15 protein-coding genes are annotated in these 15,653 nt (G+C 72.2%); 7 read left to right on the forward strand and 8 right to left on the reverse strand.

The window, feature by feature from the left end; translation table 11 throughout:
• Positions 1-188: 188 nt before the first annotated feature.
• From ABZ783_RS22690 to ABZ783_RS22705, 4 genes are all read right to left on the reverse strand, one after another.
• A complete protein-coding gene (locus ABZ783_RS22690; RefSeq protein ID WP_357441482.1) occupies positions 189-2,015 on the reverse strand; it encodes a CocE/NonD family hydrolase in 1,827 nt (608 codons plus the stop codon).
• Between the two features lie 104 nt (positions 2,016-2,119).
• On the reverse strand, positions 2,120-3,292 hold the full coding sequence (locus ABZ783_RS22695) for an alanine--tRNA ligase-related protein (protein ID WP_357441484.1): 1,173 nt from the start codon (positions 3,290-3,292) through the stop codon (positions 2,120-2,122).
• A gap of 434 nt (positions 3,293-3,726) precedes the next feature.
• Positions 3,727-3,900, reverse strand: coding sequence for a zinc ribbon domain-containing protein (locus ABZ783_RS22700; RefSeq protein ID WP_357441486.1), 174 nt, complete (start codon positions 3,898-3,900; stop codon positions 3,727-3,729).
• 18 nt (positions 3,901-3,918) lie between these two features.
• Positions 3,919-4,104: a hypothetical protein gene (locus ABZ783_RS22705; protein ID WP_357441488.1), complete on the reverse strand. Its 186-nt coding sequence runs from the start codon at positions 4,102-4,104 to the stop codon at positions 3,919-3,921.
• Between the two features lie 193 nt (positions 4,105-4,297).
• Between ABZ783_RS22705 and ABZ783_RS22710 the strand changes: the two genes are divergently transcribed.
• A complete protein-coding gene (locus tag ABZ783_RS22710) occupies positions 4,298-4,828 on the forward strand; it encodes a hypothetical protein (RefSeq protein ID WP_357441489.1) in 531 nt (176 codons plus the stop codon).
• Positions 4,829-4,836: 8 nt separating this feature from the next.
• Here the strand turns inward: ABZ783_RS22710 and ABZ783_RS22715 are convergent, their stop codons facing one another.
• Together ABZ783_RS22715 and ABZ783_RS22720 are read right to left on the reverse strand one after the other, a co-directional pair.
• Positions 4,837-6,438: a glycosyltransferase gene (locus tag ABZ783_RS22715; RefSeq protein WP_357441490.1), complete on the reverse strand. Its 1,602-nt coding sequence runs from the start codon at positions 6,436-6,438 to the stop codon at positions 4,837-4,839.
• Positions 6,435-7,814, reverse strand: coding sequence for a glycosyltransferase (locus ABZ783_RS22720; RefSeq protein WP_357441491.1), 1,380 nt, complete (start codon positions 7,812-7,814; stop codon positions 6,435-6,437). Before ABZ783_RS22720 ends, ABZ783_RS22715 begins: the two co-directional genes overlap by 4 nt.
• Positions 7,815-8,141: 327 nt before the next feature.
• Here ABZ783_RS22720 and ABZ783_RS22725 point away from each other — a divergent pair, with 327 nt between their 5' ends.
• On the forward strand, positions 8,142-9,206 hold the full coding sequence (locus tag ABZ783_RS22725) for a glycosyltransferase family 2 protein (protein WP_357441493.1): 1,065 nt from the start codon (positions 8,142-8,144) through the stop codon (positions 9,204-9,206).
• A 10-nt stretch (positions 9,207-9,216) separates the two neighbouring features.
• A complete protein-coding gene (locus ABZ783_RS22730) occupies positions 9,217-10,359 on the forward strand; it encodes a glycosyltransferase (RefSeq protein ID WP_357441494.1) in 1,143 nt (380 codons plus the stop codon).
• An 18-nt stretch (positions 10,360-10,377) separates the two neighbouring features.
• On the opposite strand, the gene ABZ783_RS22735 is transcribed toward ABZ783_RS22730, so the two are convergent.
• Both ABZ783_RS22735 and ABZ783_RS22740 read right to left on the reverse strand, forming a co-directional pair.
• Positions 10,378-11,517, reverse strand: coding sequence for an acyl-CoA desaturase (locus ABZ783_RS22735; protein WP_357441496.1), 1,140 nt, complete (start codon positions 11,515-11,517; stop codon positions 10,378-10,380).
• Positions 11,518-11,532: 15 nt separating this feature from the next.
• Entirely contained in the window at positions 11,533-12,615 is a 1,083-nt protein-coding gene (locus ABZ783_RS22740; protein ID WP_357441498.1) for a ferredoxin reductase, read from the reverse strand.
• A gap of 83 nt (positions 12,616-12,698) precedes the next feature.
• Between ABZ783_RS22740 and ABZ783_RS22745 the strand changes: the two genes are divergently transcribed.
• The 4 genes from ABZ783_RS22745 (at position 12,699) to ABZ783_RS22760 (ending at position 15,630) form a co-directional block, all read left to right on the forward strand.
• Entirely contained in the window at positions 12,699-13,916 is a 1,218-nt protein-coding gene (locus ABZ783_RS22745) for a helix-turn-helix domain-containing protein (RefSeq protein WP_357441499.1), read from the forward strand.
• Positions 13,917-13,966: 50 nt separating this feature from the next.
• On the forward strand, positions 13,967-14,410 hold the full coding sequence (locus tag ABZ783_RS22750) for an AraC family transcriptional regulator (RefSeq protein WP_357441500.1): 444 nt from the start codon (positions 13,967-13,969) through the stop codon (positions 14,408-14,410).
• A 24-nt stretch (positions 14,411-14,434) separates the two neighbouring features.
• Positions 14,435-14,866 (forward strand): VOC family protein, encoded by a 432-nt coding sequence (locus tag ABZ783_RS22755; RefSeq protein WP_357441501.1) that lies wholly within the window; start codon positions 14,435-14,437, stop codon positions 14,864-14,866.
• A 173-nt stretch (positions 14,867-15,039) separates the two neighbouring features.
• Entirely contained in the window at positions 15,040-15,630 is a 591-nt protein-coding gene (locus ABZ783_RS22760) for a dihydrofolate reductase family protein (protein WP_357441503.1), read from the forward strand.
• Positions 15,631-15,653 lie beyond the last annotated feature (23 nt).

A 15,653-nucleotide genomic window follows, 5' to 3' on the forward strand; every position in this document is an offset into this window, starting at 1 on the left:
TTCCGTCGTACCGTCGCGGCGCAGGCCGGTGACGGTCTCTCGGAGGTCATCCTGGCTGATCGGGGCGGCCGGCGCACGCTCCGTCGCCGCCGGGTGTGCCGTGGCTGGGCCAGGCGATGTCGTCGGGTAGCTGGGGGCGTACGCCACTGCCCGGCACCCGCACAGGCGGGTGCCGGGCAGCCGCTTGGTTAACCCTGCTTCGAAACGCCCAGCGGGAAGGTCGGGGTGCCGACGTTCGTGAGCGTGGTGGTGTTCGCCCGCACGTACGTGTCCAGGTAGGGCGAGCGGTCGCCCTGGGTCGGCGAGTCGAACCGCGGGTCCTGCACCTCGACGGCGAGCCGCGCGTCGGTGACGGTGATCGTCTCGCCCGAGGGCACGGCCCGCCAGCCCCTTGAGGCGATGGTCCCGATCTGGACCCCCAGCTGGTGCCCCGGCTCGAAGGTCCAGTCGGTCGCCTTCAGTTCGAACGAGGTCGACCCACTGTGGTCCAGCACCGCGACGTTCTCGTCGAACATCGTCGCCTTGCCGTCCGGTGCGACGTCCCACAGCCGTACCCAGACGTTGCCCTGACCCCTGGTCTTCAGCGTGACCTCCGGCGAGCCCGTGATCCGCACCTGCTCTGAGGCGGGCGTGGACCAGGACCAGTAGCTGCTGCCGGGTGCGTCAGCGCTGAGCAGAGCCGTCTGGTCAGTCGTCAGCGAGCCGGCCTCCGGCGCGTACTCGATGTCCCAGCCCGGGGCCTCTGCCGCCGTCATCGACCGGGCGGCCACCTGCGCGTTGCTGCCGTTGTCGACGTACTGCCCGGGCGACAGCCGCACCTTGTACGCGTCGTTGGTCACCGGCCAGGTCGGCTGGGCGCGCCAGTTGCCGAGGCTGTCCTCGATGGAGAAAGCCGGGTCGGTCACCGACGGTTCGATGCCGCGCAGGTGCTGGTCGTAGAACCGCATCACCTCGTCGAACCAGCCCGCCCGTCCCATCTTGAGCTGGCCCTTGCTGTTCGTCTCGTTGCCGCGCACGTGCTCCCACGGGCCGAGCCAACCGCGTTCCGGACCCTGGTGGTTGGCCAGGTACTTCTGCATCTCCTCGGGCTTGGTGTTGTCCTCGATGAAGCCCGACGTGACGAACAGCGGCGTCTGCGACCCGGCGGCGCGGGAGGCGAAGTCACGGTCACGCCAGAACGGCGCCTTCGGGTCGGGGTTCTGGGTGTTCGTGAGGTTGTTGGTCTCGCACTCGGGGTGGCTCTTCTCGTACGCCGCGTTCGCCTTGTAGTGCTCGCTGTCATCGGCCAGCGGCGGCATCGTCGCGATCGAGTAGTAGCTGCGCGGGGTGCTGGTCGCGTTGGAACGCGGCACCCCGTTGCTGAACAGGTAGTTGTACCTGTTCCACGTCGGTTCCTGGGAGACGATCGCCTGCAGCGGCTTGAGCTTGAGGGTGTTGGCCGCCAGCCCGGTGTTGGCGTCGTACGACTTGCCGTACATGCCCACCTTGCCGGTCGACCACGGCTGGCTCGCTGCCCACTCGACGGCCGCCTTGATGTCGGCCTGCTCCCCCGGGCCGAGGAAGTCCAGGCACCCGGTGCTGCCACCGAAGCCGCGCAGGTCGACCATCACGACGGTGTATCCGCGCTCCATGAGCCGGGCGCCGTCGATGAAGTCCTGGAAGCGCGCCGACGGCCCGACCCGGTCCCATCCCTCGGGGCTGGTCTGCCCGGCGTGCGAGAAGTACGGACCCACCGACAGGATCACCGGTGTCTTCGCGTCCGCCGGCAGGTTTGCCGGGCGCAGCACGTCGGCGTGCAGCTCGACGTCACTACCGTCCGAGGACGGGAAGTACGCCTCCGTCCACGCCGCCCCCACGGGAACCCGGGGGTTCTCCTCATGGGTGATCGGGGCATCAGATGTCGCAGCCGCCGGAGCGGCCTGTGCCGCCGTGGGTAAACCCGCGGTGAGGCTCGTGATGATGGCCAGTGCACCGGCCGCCGCGACGGGCGACACCACCTTCCTTCGAAGGTTCATCCTGCTCCACCTATCTCCGGACGACGTCGTCCGGTCAGCCATCGAGGCTAACGATCTTCGCCGGACTTGAACCCCGAGTTATCTTCCCGTGTCCTTTGTCCGGGTCAGCCGGTCTCGGTGAGCAGGCCGTCGACCAGGTCGCGGGGCAGCCCGTGGGTGTCGTGCAGCCAGTGGTAGTCGCGCTCGCTCAGCGGCCCGCGCCCGCGGAGCCGGTCGACCAGCGGGCGGCCCCGGCGCAGCAGCCCGCGGAAGCGCCGCTCCTCGTCGAGGAGCACCGCACGCAGCGGCTCCACCTCCGCCCGCTGCCGGAACCGGCGCAGCGTGTCCGCGTACGCCTCGACGGGCAGTTCGGTCAGGCCGCGCCCCGGGTCGTCGCGCCACAACACGGTGAGCGCCCGCCGGATGAGCCGGCGCAGCACGTACCCGCGCCCGGTGTTGCCCGGTCGTACGCCGTCGCCCAGCACCACCACGGTGGAGCGCAGGTGGTCGGCGACGATCCGCAGGTCCGGCCCGTCCAGCGGCCACCGGTCGCGGACGGCGTCGACCCATGGGCGCAGCCCGTCGCCCTCGAAGACCGACGGGTGGCCGCGCAGCACCATCTCCAGGCGTTCCAGTCCCATCCCGGTGTCGATGCTGGACATCGGCAGTGGCGTCAGCCGGCCGTCGTCGTGCCGGTGGTAGCGCATCTGGACGTGGTTCCAGACCTCCAGCCACCGGTCGTCGGTGGTGGGCGTGCCGATGGGTGGCCCGTCGCCGGTCCACACGAAGATCTCCGAGTCGGGCCCGCACGGGCCGGTCGGGCCGTTGTCCCACCAGTTGTCCGCGCCGGTCGCCTCGACCGGTACGCCCAGCTCCGTCCAGGTCGCCCAGGCCGTCTCGTCCGGCCCGACCTGCTCGTCGCCGCCGAAGACGGTCGCGTGCAGCCGTCCGGGATCGATGCCGAAGCCCCCGGTGAGCAGCTCATACCCCCAGCGGAGGCTGTTCGCGATGTCGTAGTCGCCGAGCGACCAGGAGCCGAGCATGTCGAAGACGGTCAGGTGGGTGCGGTCGCCGACCTCGTCCAGGTCGGTGGTGCGCAGGCAGCGCTGCACGTCGACCAGCCGCGTGCCGCCCGGGTGCGGCCGGCCCAGGAGGTACGGGGTGAGCGGGTGCATGCCGGAGGTGGTGAACAGCACCGGGTCGCCGGGCGGCGGAATCAGGGAACTCTCCGGCGCGTCCCGGTGATCTCGGCGGTGGTAGTGGTCGAGAAAGATGCGGACGATCTCGTCGGGTGTCATGGCATGGGCCTTCCGGGTCGGAGCGACCGGAAGGGTCCGCCGCGCGGGCGGTGGTGTGACACGACGACGCCGGCGGACCGTTTCCGGTCGCCGGCGAGAAAGAGTCGGTCAGGCGGCGGCAACCGGCGAGCGGGAAGCTCGCGCGGCCGCGACGGTGCTGCGCCTGATCTGCATGCCCCGACGGTAGCCCGTCAGTGGCGCCGCCGCCCACCCGATATTGCGGTGGGCGGCGGCGCTGTCCGGTCAGAAGGTCAGCCGGACCACCTGGGGTTCGTGGTCGGAGAGCTGCGTCGGGAACTCGCTGTCGACGTGCACCACGTCATAAACGCACGGCTGGGCGGCCAGCCAGGAGGAGAGCAGGACGTGGTCGAGGACCTGCGAGTTGCCCTCGTAAACTTGACATCCTCTTCCGCCTAAGGGCGGAAGATTCCCGTTTACAGCGCCGTACGTCTCCGGCGTTGGGTGGGTGGTCGACAGGACGCCAAGTGGCTCCTGTCCCGGACTGCCCGCCCGGTGAATGAGGACGGCGCCTCGGCGGCGTCCCTGATGTTGATCGCGGCGTTCACGTCAGCGTTGGCCTGGTGTCCGCAGGACCCGCACCGGAACATCGCTTGGCTTTTCCTGCTTCACGCCCATTTGATTTCGTCACGAAGCACCAGGCGCCGGTCTTCACCAACGAACACCTGCAATACCTCGAACAAGTGATGCGGGAAGTTGCGGCCGGCCACCGAGGCGTACTGGACGCTCCAGCCGGTGAGGCTGACGCTGGCGGAGGAGCGGTTGTAGATCTCGACGACGTGGTTCTGGTACACGGCGCGGTGTTGCCGCCGCCACCATACCCACATAAGGATGCGCTTATCATTTCATTGCAACTCAGTCGATCTTGCGAGAGCCCCACCCGCGTCAACAGGGCGTGAACAGCAACTGACGCGCCGGCGGGCCGACGGGCCGGGGGCAGCTCTGCGATGATCGGTCGATTCCAATCCGCGGCCGAGGAGGGTATCGATGCGACGGGTGCTCGCGCTGCTCGTGGCCGCGGTCGTCGCCGCCGGCTGTTCCCTCGGCGAGGTGCTGGCCGACTACGGCGACCCGGTGGACCTGCGCGCGGCGGACGTGGTGGGCACCTGGCGCAGCGGCTCAAAGCGCGTCATCACCTTCGACGACCACGGCGGCTTCACCGCGGAGTGGCTGCCCTACGACGTGTTCGACGAGTTCCTGCCTGTCGACGTCGGCCGGGACGCGAACATCACCGGCTCGGGCACCTGGGCGGTGCGGGCGTCCTTCGCGAATCCGGAGGGGCCCAGCTCTACGGTGGCGTTGACGGTCGAAGAACTGGCCGGCACGAGGCACGGCAAGGGGTCGTTCGAGCTCTCCGCCCTACGCCAGGGCGACCACGTCCGTCTCCTCTTCTTCTACGTCGGCCCGGGCGGTAACAGCTGGACCTCGTACGAGAAGTGCGACGACTGCCCGCCGGGCGTGGCCCCCGCGCCGTCCAGCCGGGCGAGCCGGGAGGCGGTTGCCCGGCAGCACCGCTGACGCACGCGCTACCTGGTCCGGTTCAGCACCCGGCGCAGCTGCGCGGCCACCCGGGCGGCGGTCACCGGCACCACCGAGATCATCAGCCGGCCGGACGCGTCGAGCACCGGCGTGACCACGTACAGCCGGGCGCCGCGCCGCCGCACCAGCGGCATCGTCACCCTCGCCCGAGGGGCGCGCACGGCGGCCGAGCCGGCCGCGCCGGTGGCCGTCGCCGCGCCCGCCGCCCGGCCCGGGTCGAAGCCGCCGACCTGGGCGGAGACCGCCCGCCGCTGCCCGGTCGACCCGGTGCCGGCGAGCAGGTCGGTGGCGCGGAACCGGATCCGCACCGTGGTGCCCCGCGCGCCCTGGTCGACCGTGGTGACCTCGCCCGGGATCTCCTCGGCGCTGACCGTCACCGGCTCCGCGCCCGCCGCGGCCAGGTCCGGCACCGGGCTGACCGCGGTGACGGTCAGCACCTTCTCGCCGCGCTCGTCGGTCTCCCAGGCCAGCGCCGTCGCGTCGAGCTTGGCGTACCAGTCGGGGATCGTGGTCACGTCGAAGCAGGCGTCCGGCAGGCTGCGGGCCGGGTCGCGGAAGCCGGGATAGGCGGCGTACCGCCGGTCGCCCTCGACGACGGTCGCCGGCACGCCGGCACGCGCGTCCTGCCGGATCACCGCGAGCAGGTCGTCGAGCGCCCCGTCGCGGGTCAGCGCCAGGCGGATCCGGGTCTCGGCGTTGAGCTGGGCGGCGATCCCCTCGGTGAGGTGGGCGCGGACCAGCCGTCCGATGCCGTCGTGCACGAGCTGCTGGGTCTCCCGGTCGAGGCCGAGGAGGTCGTCCTCCAGCAGCTTGGCGATCTCGTGGTCGAATCGGCGGGCGAGGACGGCGTCGCGCTGCCGGCCGGCCGGGATCAGCTCGGCGACGAAGGTGGTGGTCGCCTCGACCGTGCGCAGCCGGTCGGCGTGCCGGCTCAGGTAGGTGATGTTGGTGGCGCTGTGCCGGCGGACCGCGTAGTAGAAGTCGTAGTCGGCCAGCACCGAGATGCGCCGGGCCCGGTAGCAGGCCTCCAGCGTGAACGGCAGGTCGCTGCCGAGCGGCAGGTCCTCCCGGTAGCGGATGCCGTACTTCTCCAGCAGCTCCCGCCGGAACAGCTTCGTGTTGGCCAGCGAGCGCGGCAGCGGCGAGTCGAACAGGTCCACGTCGACCTGGGTACGGGCGAAGATGTCCTGGTAGATGTGGCGGCTGTTGACCCCCACCACCCGGCCCAGCACGACGTCGGATTCCCACGCGTCGGCCGCCTCGACCAGCCGGCGCAGGGCGTCGGGGCCGAGGTGGTCGTCGGCGCCGACGAAGAAGACGTACCGGCCGGTGGCCGCGTCCAGGCCCCGGTTGAACGGGGCGGCGGGGCCGCCGGAGTTGGCCTGGTGGATGACGGTGAACAGGCCGGGGTGGCGGGCGGCGTACCGGTCCAGTTCGGCGCCGCTGGCGTCGGTCGACCCGTCGTCCACCGCGACGATTTGCAGCCGGTCCGGGCCGATCGTCTGCGCCACCAGCGAGTCCAGGCAGCGGGTCAGGTAAGGCATGGTGTTGTAGACCGCCACCACCACGCTCACGTCGGGGGCGTTCACCGCGCCTGCGCCTGCACGGTCGACTCCTCGGGGGACAGCAGCCGCCGGTAGAGGGCGTCCAGCTTTTGCGCCTGCGCCTCCCAGGTCCAGCCGGGCAGCGGCGAGTCCGGCGCCGCGTAGGGGGCCCGGTAGCGGTCCGGGTCGGCGAGCACGGCGCGGACGGCGCGGACCAGGTCGGCGCTGTCGCGGGCTCGGAACACCTCGCCCTGGCCGGTGGCCCGGACCGTGTCGGCCATCGTCCGCACGTCGCTGACCACGATCGGCAGCTGGGCGTGCGAGTACTCGAAGAACTTGGTGATCAGGGCGATCTCGTGGTTCGGCCAGTGGTGCAGCGGGATCAGCCCCACGTCGGCGCCGCTCAGGAACGCCACCAACTGCCGGTGCGGCACGTACGGCACCGGGTGCACCCGGTCGGCCACGCCGAGCCGGGCGGCCCGGGCCGCGAGCTGGCGCACGTACGCCGCCGTGGGATCGCCCACGACCAGCGCCAGGTGCACGCCGGGCAGCCGGGGCAGCGCGTCGACCACGGTGTCCAGGCCGCGCTGCACGGCCATCGCGCCGCTGTAGACGAGCAGCGGGGTGTCCCGGTCGACGCCGCAGAGCCGCCGCAGGTCAGGGGCGGGCTCGGTGTCGCCGGCCGGCTCGTCGGCGGTCGCCGGCGCGTTGAGCAGGACGGTCGGGCGCTCGGTCAGACCGTGGTCGCGCTGCAGCAGCTCGGCGAGCGTGTCCGAGACGGTGACCACCGCGTCGGCGTGCCCGACGTACTCCCGCACGTACGCCAGGTGGGCGGGGAGCCAGCGGGCGTTGTCCCGCCGGGGCTTGGCGCCGGGGAGCCACTCGTGCGCGTCCCAGACCAGCTTCACCGGGCGGCCGGCGGCCCGGGCGCGCAGCACGGCGCGGGCGGCCACCCCGAGCATCCGGAAGTCGTGCGCGTGGATCAGGTCGGGCCGCAGCTCGTCGATGACCGGGCCGAAGAGCCGCTCGTACCCCCAGAGGCCGGGCTCCAGCCGCCGCCAGGCCCGGTCGCCCTGCAGCGTGCGCCAGAGCAGGACCTGGCCGTGTTCGACCGGCCGGCGGGCCAGCCGGGCGGCGCGCAGGGGGAGCCCGCCGCGGCTGACCAGCCGCTGGCGCAGCCCCCGGGGTCCGGCCGGGTCGCCGGTCGGCCCGCCCATCGGCAGCACCCGGACGTGCGCCCGGCCGAGCCGCCAGTCCCGCTCGTCGTCGGTCCGGGCGCAGCCGAGCAGGGTCACGTCCCACCCCGCGTCGGCCGCCGACCGGGCGGCCTTCTGCACCCGGGAGTCTCCCTCGACGGCGTTGTCGACGAGCATGACCACCCGGCCCCGGGGGACGGACGGCGCTGCGGCGTCGAGCTGCATGAACGATCGCTCCCATTCTCCGTCCGGCCGGTGCCCGGCGAGTGTACGGCAGGTTCGACGCCCGGCGAGGCGACGGGCCGGGGCCGGTCGAATTGCGATGCGGCCGGCCGCCGTACCGGCCAATCCGTAGGGCTCTCACCTGGGAAGACACCAAAGATAGTCCGTTTCGGAAGCCGATTGGCACTCGTTGTTAACCCGGTGCACAGGTAGCGCCAATTAGCGTGCTCAGGACCATTCGGGGCGCGCCAGTCCCGCGAATTCACCGACCCCGCCTGGTTCGACGGCGGCGAATACATCCCGAAGTCACGTACGAGTGGGCAGGTATTCATGACCCGTACACCTGACGTCAGCGTGGTCATTCCCACCTGCGACCGGCCGGACCTGGTGCTCCGCGCCGTCCGCAGCGCACTGGCCCAGACCGTCGACACCATCGAGGTCATCGTCGTGGTCGACGGCGCCGACGAGGCGACCCTGAAGGCCCTCGCCGCGGTGCCGGACGACCGGCTACGGGTGGTGCCGCTGGCCGAGCGCGGCGGCGCCCCGAACGCCCGCAACGTCGGGGCCCAGGAGGCCCGGGCGGAGTGGACCGCCTTCCTGGACGACGACGACGAGTGGCTGCCGGAGAAGCTCGCGGTGCAGCTGGCGGCGGCCCGCAGCGCCGAGGCGCCCCTGCCGGTCGTGGCCAGCCGGCTGCTCAACCGGACCCCGCGGGCCGAGTTCGTGCTGCCCCGCCGGCTGCCCGAACCGGGCGAGCCGATCAGCGAGTACCTCACCGTGCGGCGCGGGCTGTTTCACGGCGACGGGTTCATCCAGACCTCGACCATCATGGCGCCGACCGAGCTGCTGCGCCGGGTCCCGTTCACCGTGGGCCTGCGCCGGCAGCAGGAGCTGGACTGGACCCTGCGGGCGGTCAGCCACCCGGACGTCGACCTCGTCATGACCGAGGAGGCGCTGGTCGTCTGGCACCAGGACGAGGACCGGCCGCGGATCAGCCTGCAGTCGCCGTGGGCGGCCCAGTTCGAGTGGCTCCAGGAGATCCGCCCGCTGCTCACCCCTCGGGCGTACGCGGCCCTGGCGATGAGCGTGATCAGCTCGATGGCGGCGACCACCCGCAGCTTCCGGGTGTTCCGGCTGCTGCTCGCCGAGGCCCGCCGGCACGGCCGCCCGAGCCTCATCGACTACGTGACCTACCTGCAGATCTGGCTGATCCCGCCGGACCTGCGGCACCAGCTGCGCGACCGGGTGCTCAACCGTCGCCGCACCGCGCAGCCGGCACCGCAGAGCCCGGACAGCGGCGTGCCCGGCCCTCGCGCCGGCCACGCCGAGCCGACGCCGTCGGAGGTCGGCGAACCGGCGCCGGTGGCCGGGTCCGGTGGCGGCGGACGGCAGTAGGGTCGCGGTCATGTCCCAGTCCACGGCGGTGATCTGGCGCAGTCACCTGCTGCCCGGATCGGAGACCTTCGTCCGCAACCAGGGTGACGCGCTGACCCGCTGGGCGCCCCACTACCTGGGCGCGGTCAAGGTGGCTTCCCCGCTGGCCCGGGACGGCGACGCCATCGCGTTTCCGGACGACCCGCGCGGCCGGGCCGAACTGCTGCGGCTCAAGCTCACCGGCCGGTCGGCCCGGCTCGACGCGGCGCTGGCGCGACTCGCGCCGGATCTGGTGCACGCCCACTTCGGCGGCGACGGCTGGCTGGTCAGCGGCAGCACGCGGCGGCTCGGCGTACCCCTGGTGGTGACCCTGCACGGGCAGGACGTGACCCGGCAGCCCGCGCTGCCCGGGGCGCGCGGCGCCCGCAACCGGCGCCACCTGCGCCAGGCGTTCGACCGGGCGGCGCTGGTCATCGCGGTGTCGGAGTTCATCCGCGACCGGGCGGTCGCCCTCGGCGCCGACCCGGCGAAGGTCCGGGTGCACCACATCGGCGTGCCGATCCCGCCCCCGCCGGCGGCGACGCCGAAGCGGTGGGACGTCATCTTCGTCGGCCGGTTCGTGGCCAAGAAGGGCGTCGACGACCTGGTGGAGGCGGTGGGGATGCTGCCCGCCGCGCGCCGGCCCCGGCTGCTCCTCGTGGGCAGCGGTCCGCTCGAGGCGCCGGTCCGGCGCCGGGCCGCCGAACTCGGCCTGGACGCCACCTTCCTCGGCGCGCAGAGCCCCGACGTGGTCCGCCGTCACCTCGCCGAGTCGCGGATCCTGGCGGCGCCGTCGCGGACCGCCCCGGACGGCGACTGCGAGGGGCTGCCCACCACCATCCTGGAGGCGGGCAGCGCCGGCCTGCCGGCGGTGGCGACCTACCACAGCGGCATCCCGGAGGCGGTGCGGCACGGCGAGACCGGGCTGCTCAGCGCCGAACGGGACCGGGCCGCGCTCGCCGCGCACCTCGATACGCTGCTCGGCGACGAGGTGCTGCGGTCCCGCCTCGGCGCCGCCGCCCGCACGCACGTCGAGGCGCACTTCGACCTGCAACGGCAGACCCGGCTGCTGGAGGAGCTGTACGACGAGGCGCGCTCCGGCCGTTCCGCCGGCGCTACGCGGGTCGGGTCGTGAGGCCGTCAGACGGATTCGTCAGGCGCTGGCGGAGACGAGCGACGCCGGCACCACGGGCTCGACACTCTTGCGGCGCCGGTTGGGGAACGACAGCCGGATGACCTTCCACCACGCGGAGGCCACCTGCTTGGGCATCGACCCGGTGGTGTACTTCAGCCCGTACCGGTCGAACAGCGCCCGGACCTGGGGGGCGATCTCTCCGTAGCGGTTGCTCGGCAGGTCGGGGAAGAGGTGGTGCTCGATCTGGTGTGACAGGTTGCCGGTCATGATGTGCAGCAGCCGGCTGCCGCTGATGTTGGCCGAGCCGAGCATCTGCCGCAGGTACCACTCGCCCTTCGTCTCGCCCTCGATGGAGGTCTTCTCGAAGGTCTCCACCCCACTGGGGAAGTGGCCGCACATGATCACCGAGTGGCTCCACACGTTGCGGATCAGGTTCGCGGTGAACGTGGCGGCCAAAGTGCTCAGGAACGACGGGCCGGACAGCAGCGGGTGCACCACGTAGTCCTTGAGCACCTGGCGGCGGATCTTGCGGCCGACCGCCCGGGCCCGGGCCCGGAACTCGGGGGTCTTGTGCCCGCCGTCGCTCAGATTCTTCCCCAGCTCCAGGTCGTACGCGGCGATGCCGTACTCGAAGAAGCAGGCGTTGATGAGGTTGTAGAACGGCTGGCCCAGGTGGCCCTTGCTCCACGGCTGGTCCTCGTCGACCCGCATGATGCCGTAGCCGAGGTCGTTGTCCTTGCCCAGCACGTTGGTGTACCGGTGGTGCAGCTCGTTGTGCGAATGCTTCCACTGCTCGGCCGGGGTGACGTGGTCCCACTCCCAGGTGGTCGAGTGGATCTTGGGGTCGCGCATCCAGTCCCACTGGCCGTGCAGGACGTTGTGGCCGATCTCCATGTTCTCCAGGATCTTGGCCACCGCCAGGCCTGCGGTACCGACGATCCAGGCCGGCGGGAACAGCGAGAAGAGCAGCACGGCGCGGCTGCTCATCTCCAGCGTCCGCTGGGTCTTGACCACCCGCCGGATGTAGCGGGCGTCCCGCTCCCCCCGGTCGGCGATCACCCGGTCCCGGATGGCGTCCAGCTCCTTGCCGAGGATCTCGATGTCCTCGGCGGTGAGGTGGGCGATCGGGTTGACGGCCTTCTTCTGGATCGCGGTCACGTCGGGGGCCTCCTGTCAGAGTTCGATGTCGCAGGTACCGGCGGCCGCCGACACGCAGGTCTGGATGAGCACGCCGTCCCCGGGGACGGCGGTGGTGAGGTCGCCGTTGCGCAGGTCCCGGACCGCGCCCTGCCGCAGCGGCACCACGCAGCCGAAGCAGATCCCCATCCGGCAGCCCGATGGCATGAGCACCCCCGCGTTCTCACCGGCGTCCAGGATCGGGGTGGCCCCGTCCGCCTCGACCGTCACGCCGGCGCCGGTGAAGGTCACCGCCCCGCCCTGCCCAGGGGCGATCACCGTGGGCCGGAACCGCTCGGTGTGCAACCGGTCGGCCACACCGCGGTCGGCCCAGTGCCGCTCGACGGCGTCGAGCAGGCCGACCGGGCCGCAGGCCCAGGTCTGCCGCTCGGCGTGGTCGGGCACGAGCTCGTCCAGCTCGGGTATGCCGAGCAGCCCGTCGGTCTCGGTGTGCCGCTCGATGAGCCGCAGCGCGCCGGTGGCGGCGAGCGCCCGCAGTTCGGCGCCGAAGATGACGTCGTCCCGGCGGGGCGCCGAGTGCACCAGCACGACGTCGGCCCAGGCTGGCAGGCCGGCGCGGAGCATCGCCATGACCGGGGTGATGCCACTGCCGGCGGTGAGGAAGAGAACCCGCTCGGGGGTCGCCGCGGGCAGCACGAAGTCGCCCTGCGCCTGGTCGAGCTGGACGATCGTGCCGGGCCTAACCCGGCGGACGAGATGGTTGCTGACCTTGCCGTCCGGGATCGCCTTCACGGTGACCGTGATCCGGCGATCGGCGCCGCCCGGCACCGAGGTGAGCGAGTACGCCCGCCACTGACGCACCCCGTCGACGTCCACCCCGAGGCGCACGTACTGTCCGGGCAGGTGGCCACGCCAGCCCCGACCCGGCTGGATGACCACGGTCGCCGCGTCCGGGGTCTCGGGACGCACCTCGACGATCCGGCCGCGCAGGGCGGCGCCGGCCCGCAGCGGCGCGACCAGGTCGAGGTAGTCCGCCGGCAGCAGCGGGGTGGTGACCGTCTCGGCCAGCCGCAGCAGCCGGTGCCGGAAGCTGGCCTTCGGGCGGGCGATTGTGGTCATGTGACCAGGGTGGCTACCCGATCGCATAACATCTTGTCCGACAAAGGTGAATTGACCACGGGTTTTTGTGCGGGGTGAACAAGATGTCGGACGAGGCGCGCCACGCCACCCACCTCGAACTGGACGAACGGGTCGCCTCCCGACTCCGCGACCGTCTGCCCGTGGTGGCCGAGCGGACGGTCAGCGCGATCACCGCCGAGGTGACCGCCTACTCCGGCGCCCTCACCGGCACGATGCGGGCGAAGATCGAGAACGCGGTACGCATCGCGCTGGGCACGTTCCTGCAGCTCATCGAGGGGGCGCAGGCCGCCGACCCGAGCACCCCACTCGCCCCCGCGCTGGAAGCCGCGTACGCGCTGGGCAGCGGCGAGGCCCGCTCCGGGCGGAGCATGGACGCGCTGCTGGCCGCGTACCGGGTGGGCGCCCGGGTGGCCTGGCGGGAGGTGTCCGCCACCACCGTACGCAGCGGGCTGGCCGCCGAGACGGTGGCCGAGTTCGCCGAGCTGATGTTCGCGTACATCGACGAGCTGTCGGCGGCCAGCGTGGCTGGGCACGCCGACGAGCTGGCCAGCGCCGGCCGGGCCCGCCGCCGCAACCTGGAACGCCTCACCCAGCAACTCCTGGCCGGGGAGCCGGAGGAGATCCTGCGCCGCAGCGCCGAGCGGGCCGACTGGCCGCTGCCACAGACCCTCACCGTCGTCCTGCTGCCCCGCCGCGACCTGCGCGCGGTGCTCGCCCTGCTCAGCCCGCACACCCTGGAGAGCGGCGAGGACCTGCCCGGGATGGACCCGGCCGAGGAACTGGCCGTGCTGCTGGTGCCGGACATGCACGGCGGCCGACGCCGCCAGCTCGCCCGGCTGCTGCCCGGCCACCGGGCGGTGCTCGGGCCGGCCCGGCCCTGGCACCGGGTCGCCGCCTCCTACCAGCGGGCCACCCGGGCGCTCGCCCTCGGCCTCGGCGAGCCGGACGCCGGCCCGGTCGACACCGAACAGCACCTGGCCGAACTGCTGCTCAGCATGGACCCGGAGGGGCTGGCGGACCTGCGCGCCCAGGCACTGCGCCCGCTGGCCGCGCTGCCCCCGGCCACCGCGCACCGGCTCGCCGAGACGCTGCGCTCCTGGCTGCTGCACCAGGGCCGGCGCGACGACGTGGCAGCCGACCTGTTCGTGCACCCGCAGACCGTCCGCTACCGGATGGGCAAGCTGCGCGAGCTGTACGGCGAGCGACTCCACCACCCGGCCACCGTCCTCGACCTCATGCTGGCCCTGGCTGTGCCGCCGACCCCGCCCGCGGTCGACTGAGGGGGCGGACCCGGCGCCCTCGGCCGTCGGACCGCCTACCCTCGGTCCTGATGAGCAACGCGCCCCGTCGGGCCCCGGCCGACCTGCTGGTCCACCTGCGCCGCGCGCGCGATCACATGGACCGGCACTACGCCGAGCCGCTGGACCTGGCGGCGGTCGCCGCGGTGGCCGGGGTAAGCAAGTACCACTTCCACCGGCTCTTCACCGTCACGTACGGTCTGTCCCCCGCCGCGCACCTGTCCCAGCGACGGATCGAACGGGCCCAGGACCTGCTGCGCAGCACCAACCTCACGGTCACCGAGGTGTGCCACGCCGTCGGCTTCACCAGCCTCGGCTCGTTCAGCAGCCGGTTCCGTGATCTGGTCGGGGAGGCGCCGAGCGAGTTCCAGCGCCGCTGGGCGGAGACCGGGGCACCGCACATCCCGGGATGCTTCCTGCTGATGTGGGGGCTCACCGAGCGACGCCGCTCCGCAAGCGAGGAGAAGGCCGGCTGACCAGCCAGTTTCTAGCCTGGTCGCATGATTACCAACATCTCGATCATCAGCGTGCTGGTCAAGGACATCGACGTGGCCAAGGCGTTCTACCTCGACGTGCTCGGGTTCGTCGAGCACACCGACATCACCGTCGGTGACGGCTCCTACCGCTGGTGCACGATCACGCATCCGAACCAGCCGGAGTTGCAGGTGCAACTGACCCTGCCCGGGCCGCCGTACTCGCCGGAGGTGGCGGCCACCCTGCGGCGCGCTCAGGACGAGGCCAGCCTGTTCGGCCTCGGGCTGGACGTGGACGACTGCCGCAAGACCCACGAGGAGCTGCGCGCCAAGGGCGTCGAGTTCATCCAGGAGCCGGCCGAGCGACCGTACGGGGTGGAGGCGGTCGCCCGCGACAACTCCGGCAACTGGCTGGTCCTGGTGGAACGCCACCGCTTCGACCCCGCCGCCCTGACGTGACCCAGGTAGCTTGCCGACCGCTACGAACTTGATGACGTGAACGATTCACCTTGATCGCACCGCCCTGGCGACGGCATCCGCGATCCATCCACGTCATCAAGTTCGTAGGCGCGTGCAGGGTACGGTTCCACCACATGCCGGTGCCCACACGCCACCACGCAGAAAGGGCTGGAATGGCGAGAGTGTTGCTGGATGTCACCATGTCGCTGGACGGCTTCATGGCCGGCCCTGACGTCAGCGTTGCCCACCCGATGGGCGTGGGTGGGCTCCGCCTACACGAGTGGATCTTCAACGCCTCGTCCCACGAGGTAGACGCGGAAATCCTCCGCGGGATGCAGGCGGGCACGGGCGCGGTGGTGCTCGGCCGGCGGACGTTCGACGTCGGCATCGACGTCTGGAACGACACCCCGTTCCCGGCGCCCTGCTTCGTGCTGACCCACGCCCCCCTGGCCAAGCGGGTCGAGAAGAGCGGCACCTTCACCTTCGTCACCGACGTCCGGGACGCCTGCGCCCGGGCCACCGCCGCCGCCGGCGACCGCGACGTACGCCTCATGGGCGCGGAGGTCGGCCAGCAGTTCCTGGCCGCAGGCCTGGTCGACGAGATCCGCGTCCAGCTCGCCCCCGTGCTGCTCGGCACCGGCCGCCGCCTGTTCGAGCACCTCGGCGACGCGCCCATCGAGCTGGAGCGGCTCGCCACGGTGGACTCGCCGTACGTCACCCACCTGCGCTACCGGGTCCGGCGCGACGCCGCCCCGCAGCCCTGACGAGCCGTTCCCGGCCCGGTGAG

The sequence above is a fragment of the Micromonospora sp. NPDC047738 genome, assembly GCF_040642675.1.
Classification (GTDB): Bacteria; Actinomycetota; Actinomycetes; order Mycobacteriales; family Micromonosporaceae; genus Micromonospora.

Bases quoted from the DNA above. Each gene is read 5' to 3' on its own strand.
- ABZ783_RS22720 (WP_357441491.1), bottom strand. From the start codon at position 7,814: ATGCAGCTCGACGCCGCAGCGCCGTCCGTCCCCCGGGGCCGGGTGGTC.
- ABZ783_RS22760 (WP_357441503.1), top strand. From the start codon at position 15,040: ATGGCGAGAGTGTTGCTGGATGTCACCATGTCGCTGGACGGCTTCATG.
- ABZ783_RS22700 (WP_357441486.1), bottom strand. From the start codon at position 3,900: ATGTTCCGGTGCGGGTCCTGCGGACACCAGGCCAACGCTGACGTGAAC.
- ABZ783_RS22745 (WP_357441499.1), top strand. From the start codon at position 12,699: ATGTCGGACGAGGCGCGCCACGCCACCCACCTCGAACTGGACGAACGG.
- ABZ783_RS22740 (WP_357441498.1), bottom strand. From the start codon at position 12,615: ATGACCACAATCGCCCGCCCGAAGGCCAGCTTCCGGCACCGGCTGCTG.
- ABZ783_RS22695 (WP_357441484.1), bottom strand. From the start codon at position 3,292: ATGACACCCGACGAGATCGTCCGCATCTTTCTCGACCACTACCACCGC.
- ABZ783_RS22755 (WP_357441501.1), top strand. From the start codon at position 14,435: ATGATTACCAACATCTCGATCATCAGCGTGCTGGTCAAGGACATCGAC.
- ABZ783_RS22690 (WP_357441482.1), bottom strand. From the start codon at position 2,015: ATGAACCTTCGAAGGAAGGTGGTGTCGCCCGTCGCGGCGGCCGGTGCA.
- ABZ783_RS22725 (WP_357441493.1), top strand. From the start codon at position 8,142: ATGACCCGTACACCTGACGTCAGCGTGGTCATTCCCACCTGCGACCGG.
- ABZ783_RS22710 (WP_357441489.1), top strand. From the start codon at position 4,298: ATGCGACGGGTGCTCGCGCTGCTCGTGGCCGCGGTCGTCGCCGCCGGC.
- ABZ783_RS22730 (WP_357441494.1), top strand. From the start codon at position 9,217: ATGTCCCAGTCCACGGCGGTGATCTGGCGCAGTCACCTGCTGCCCGGA.
- ABZ783_RS22750 (WP_357441500.1), top strand. From the start codon at position 13,967: ATGAGCAACGCGCCCCGTCGGGCCCCGGCCGACCTGCTGGTCCACCTG.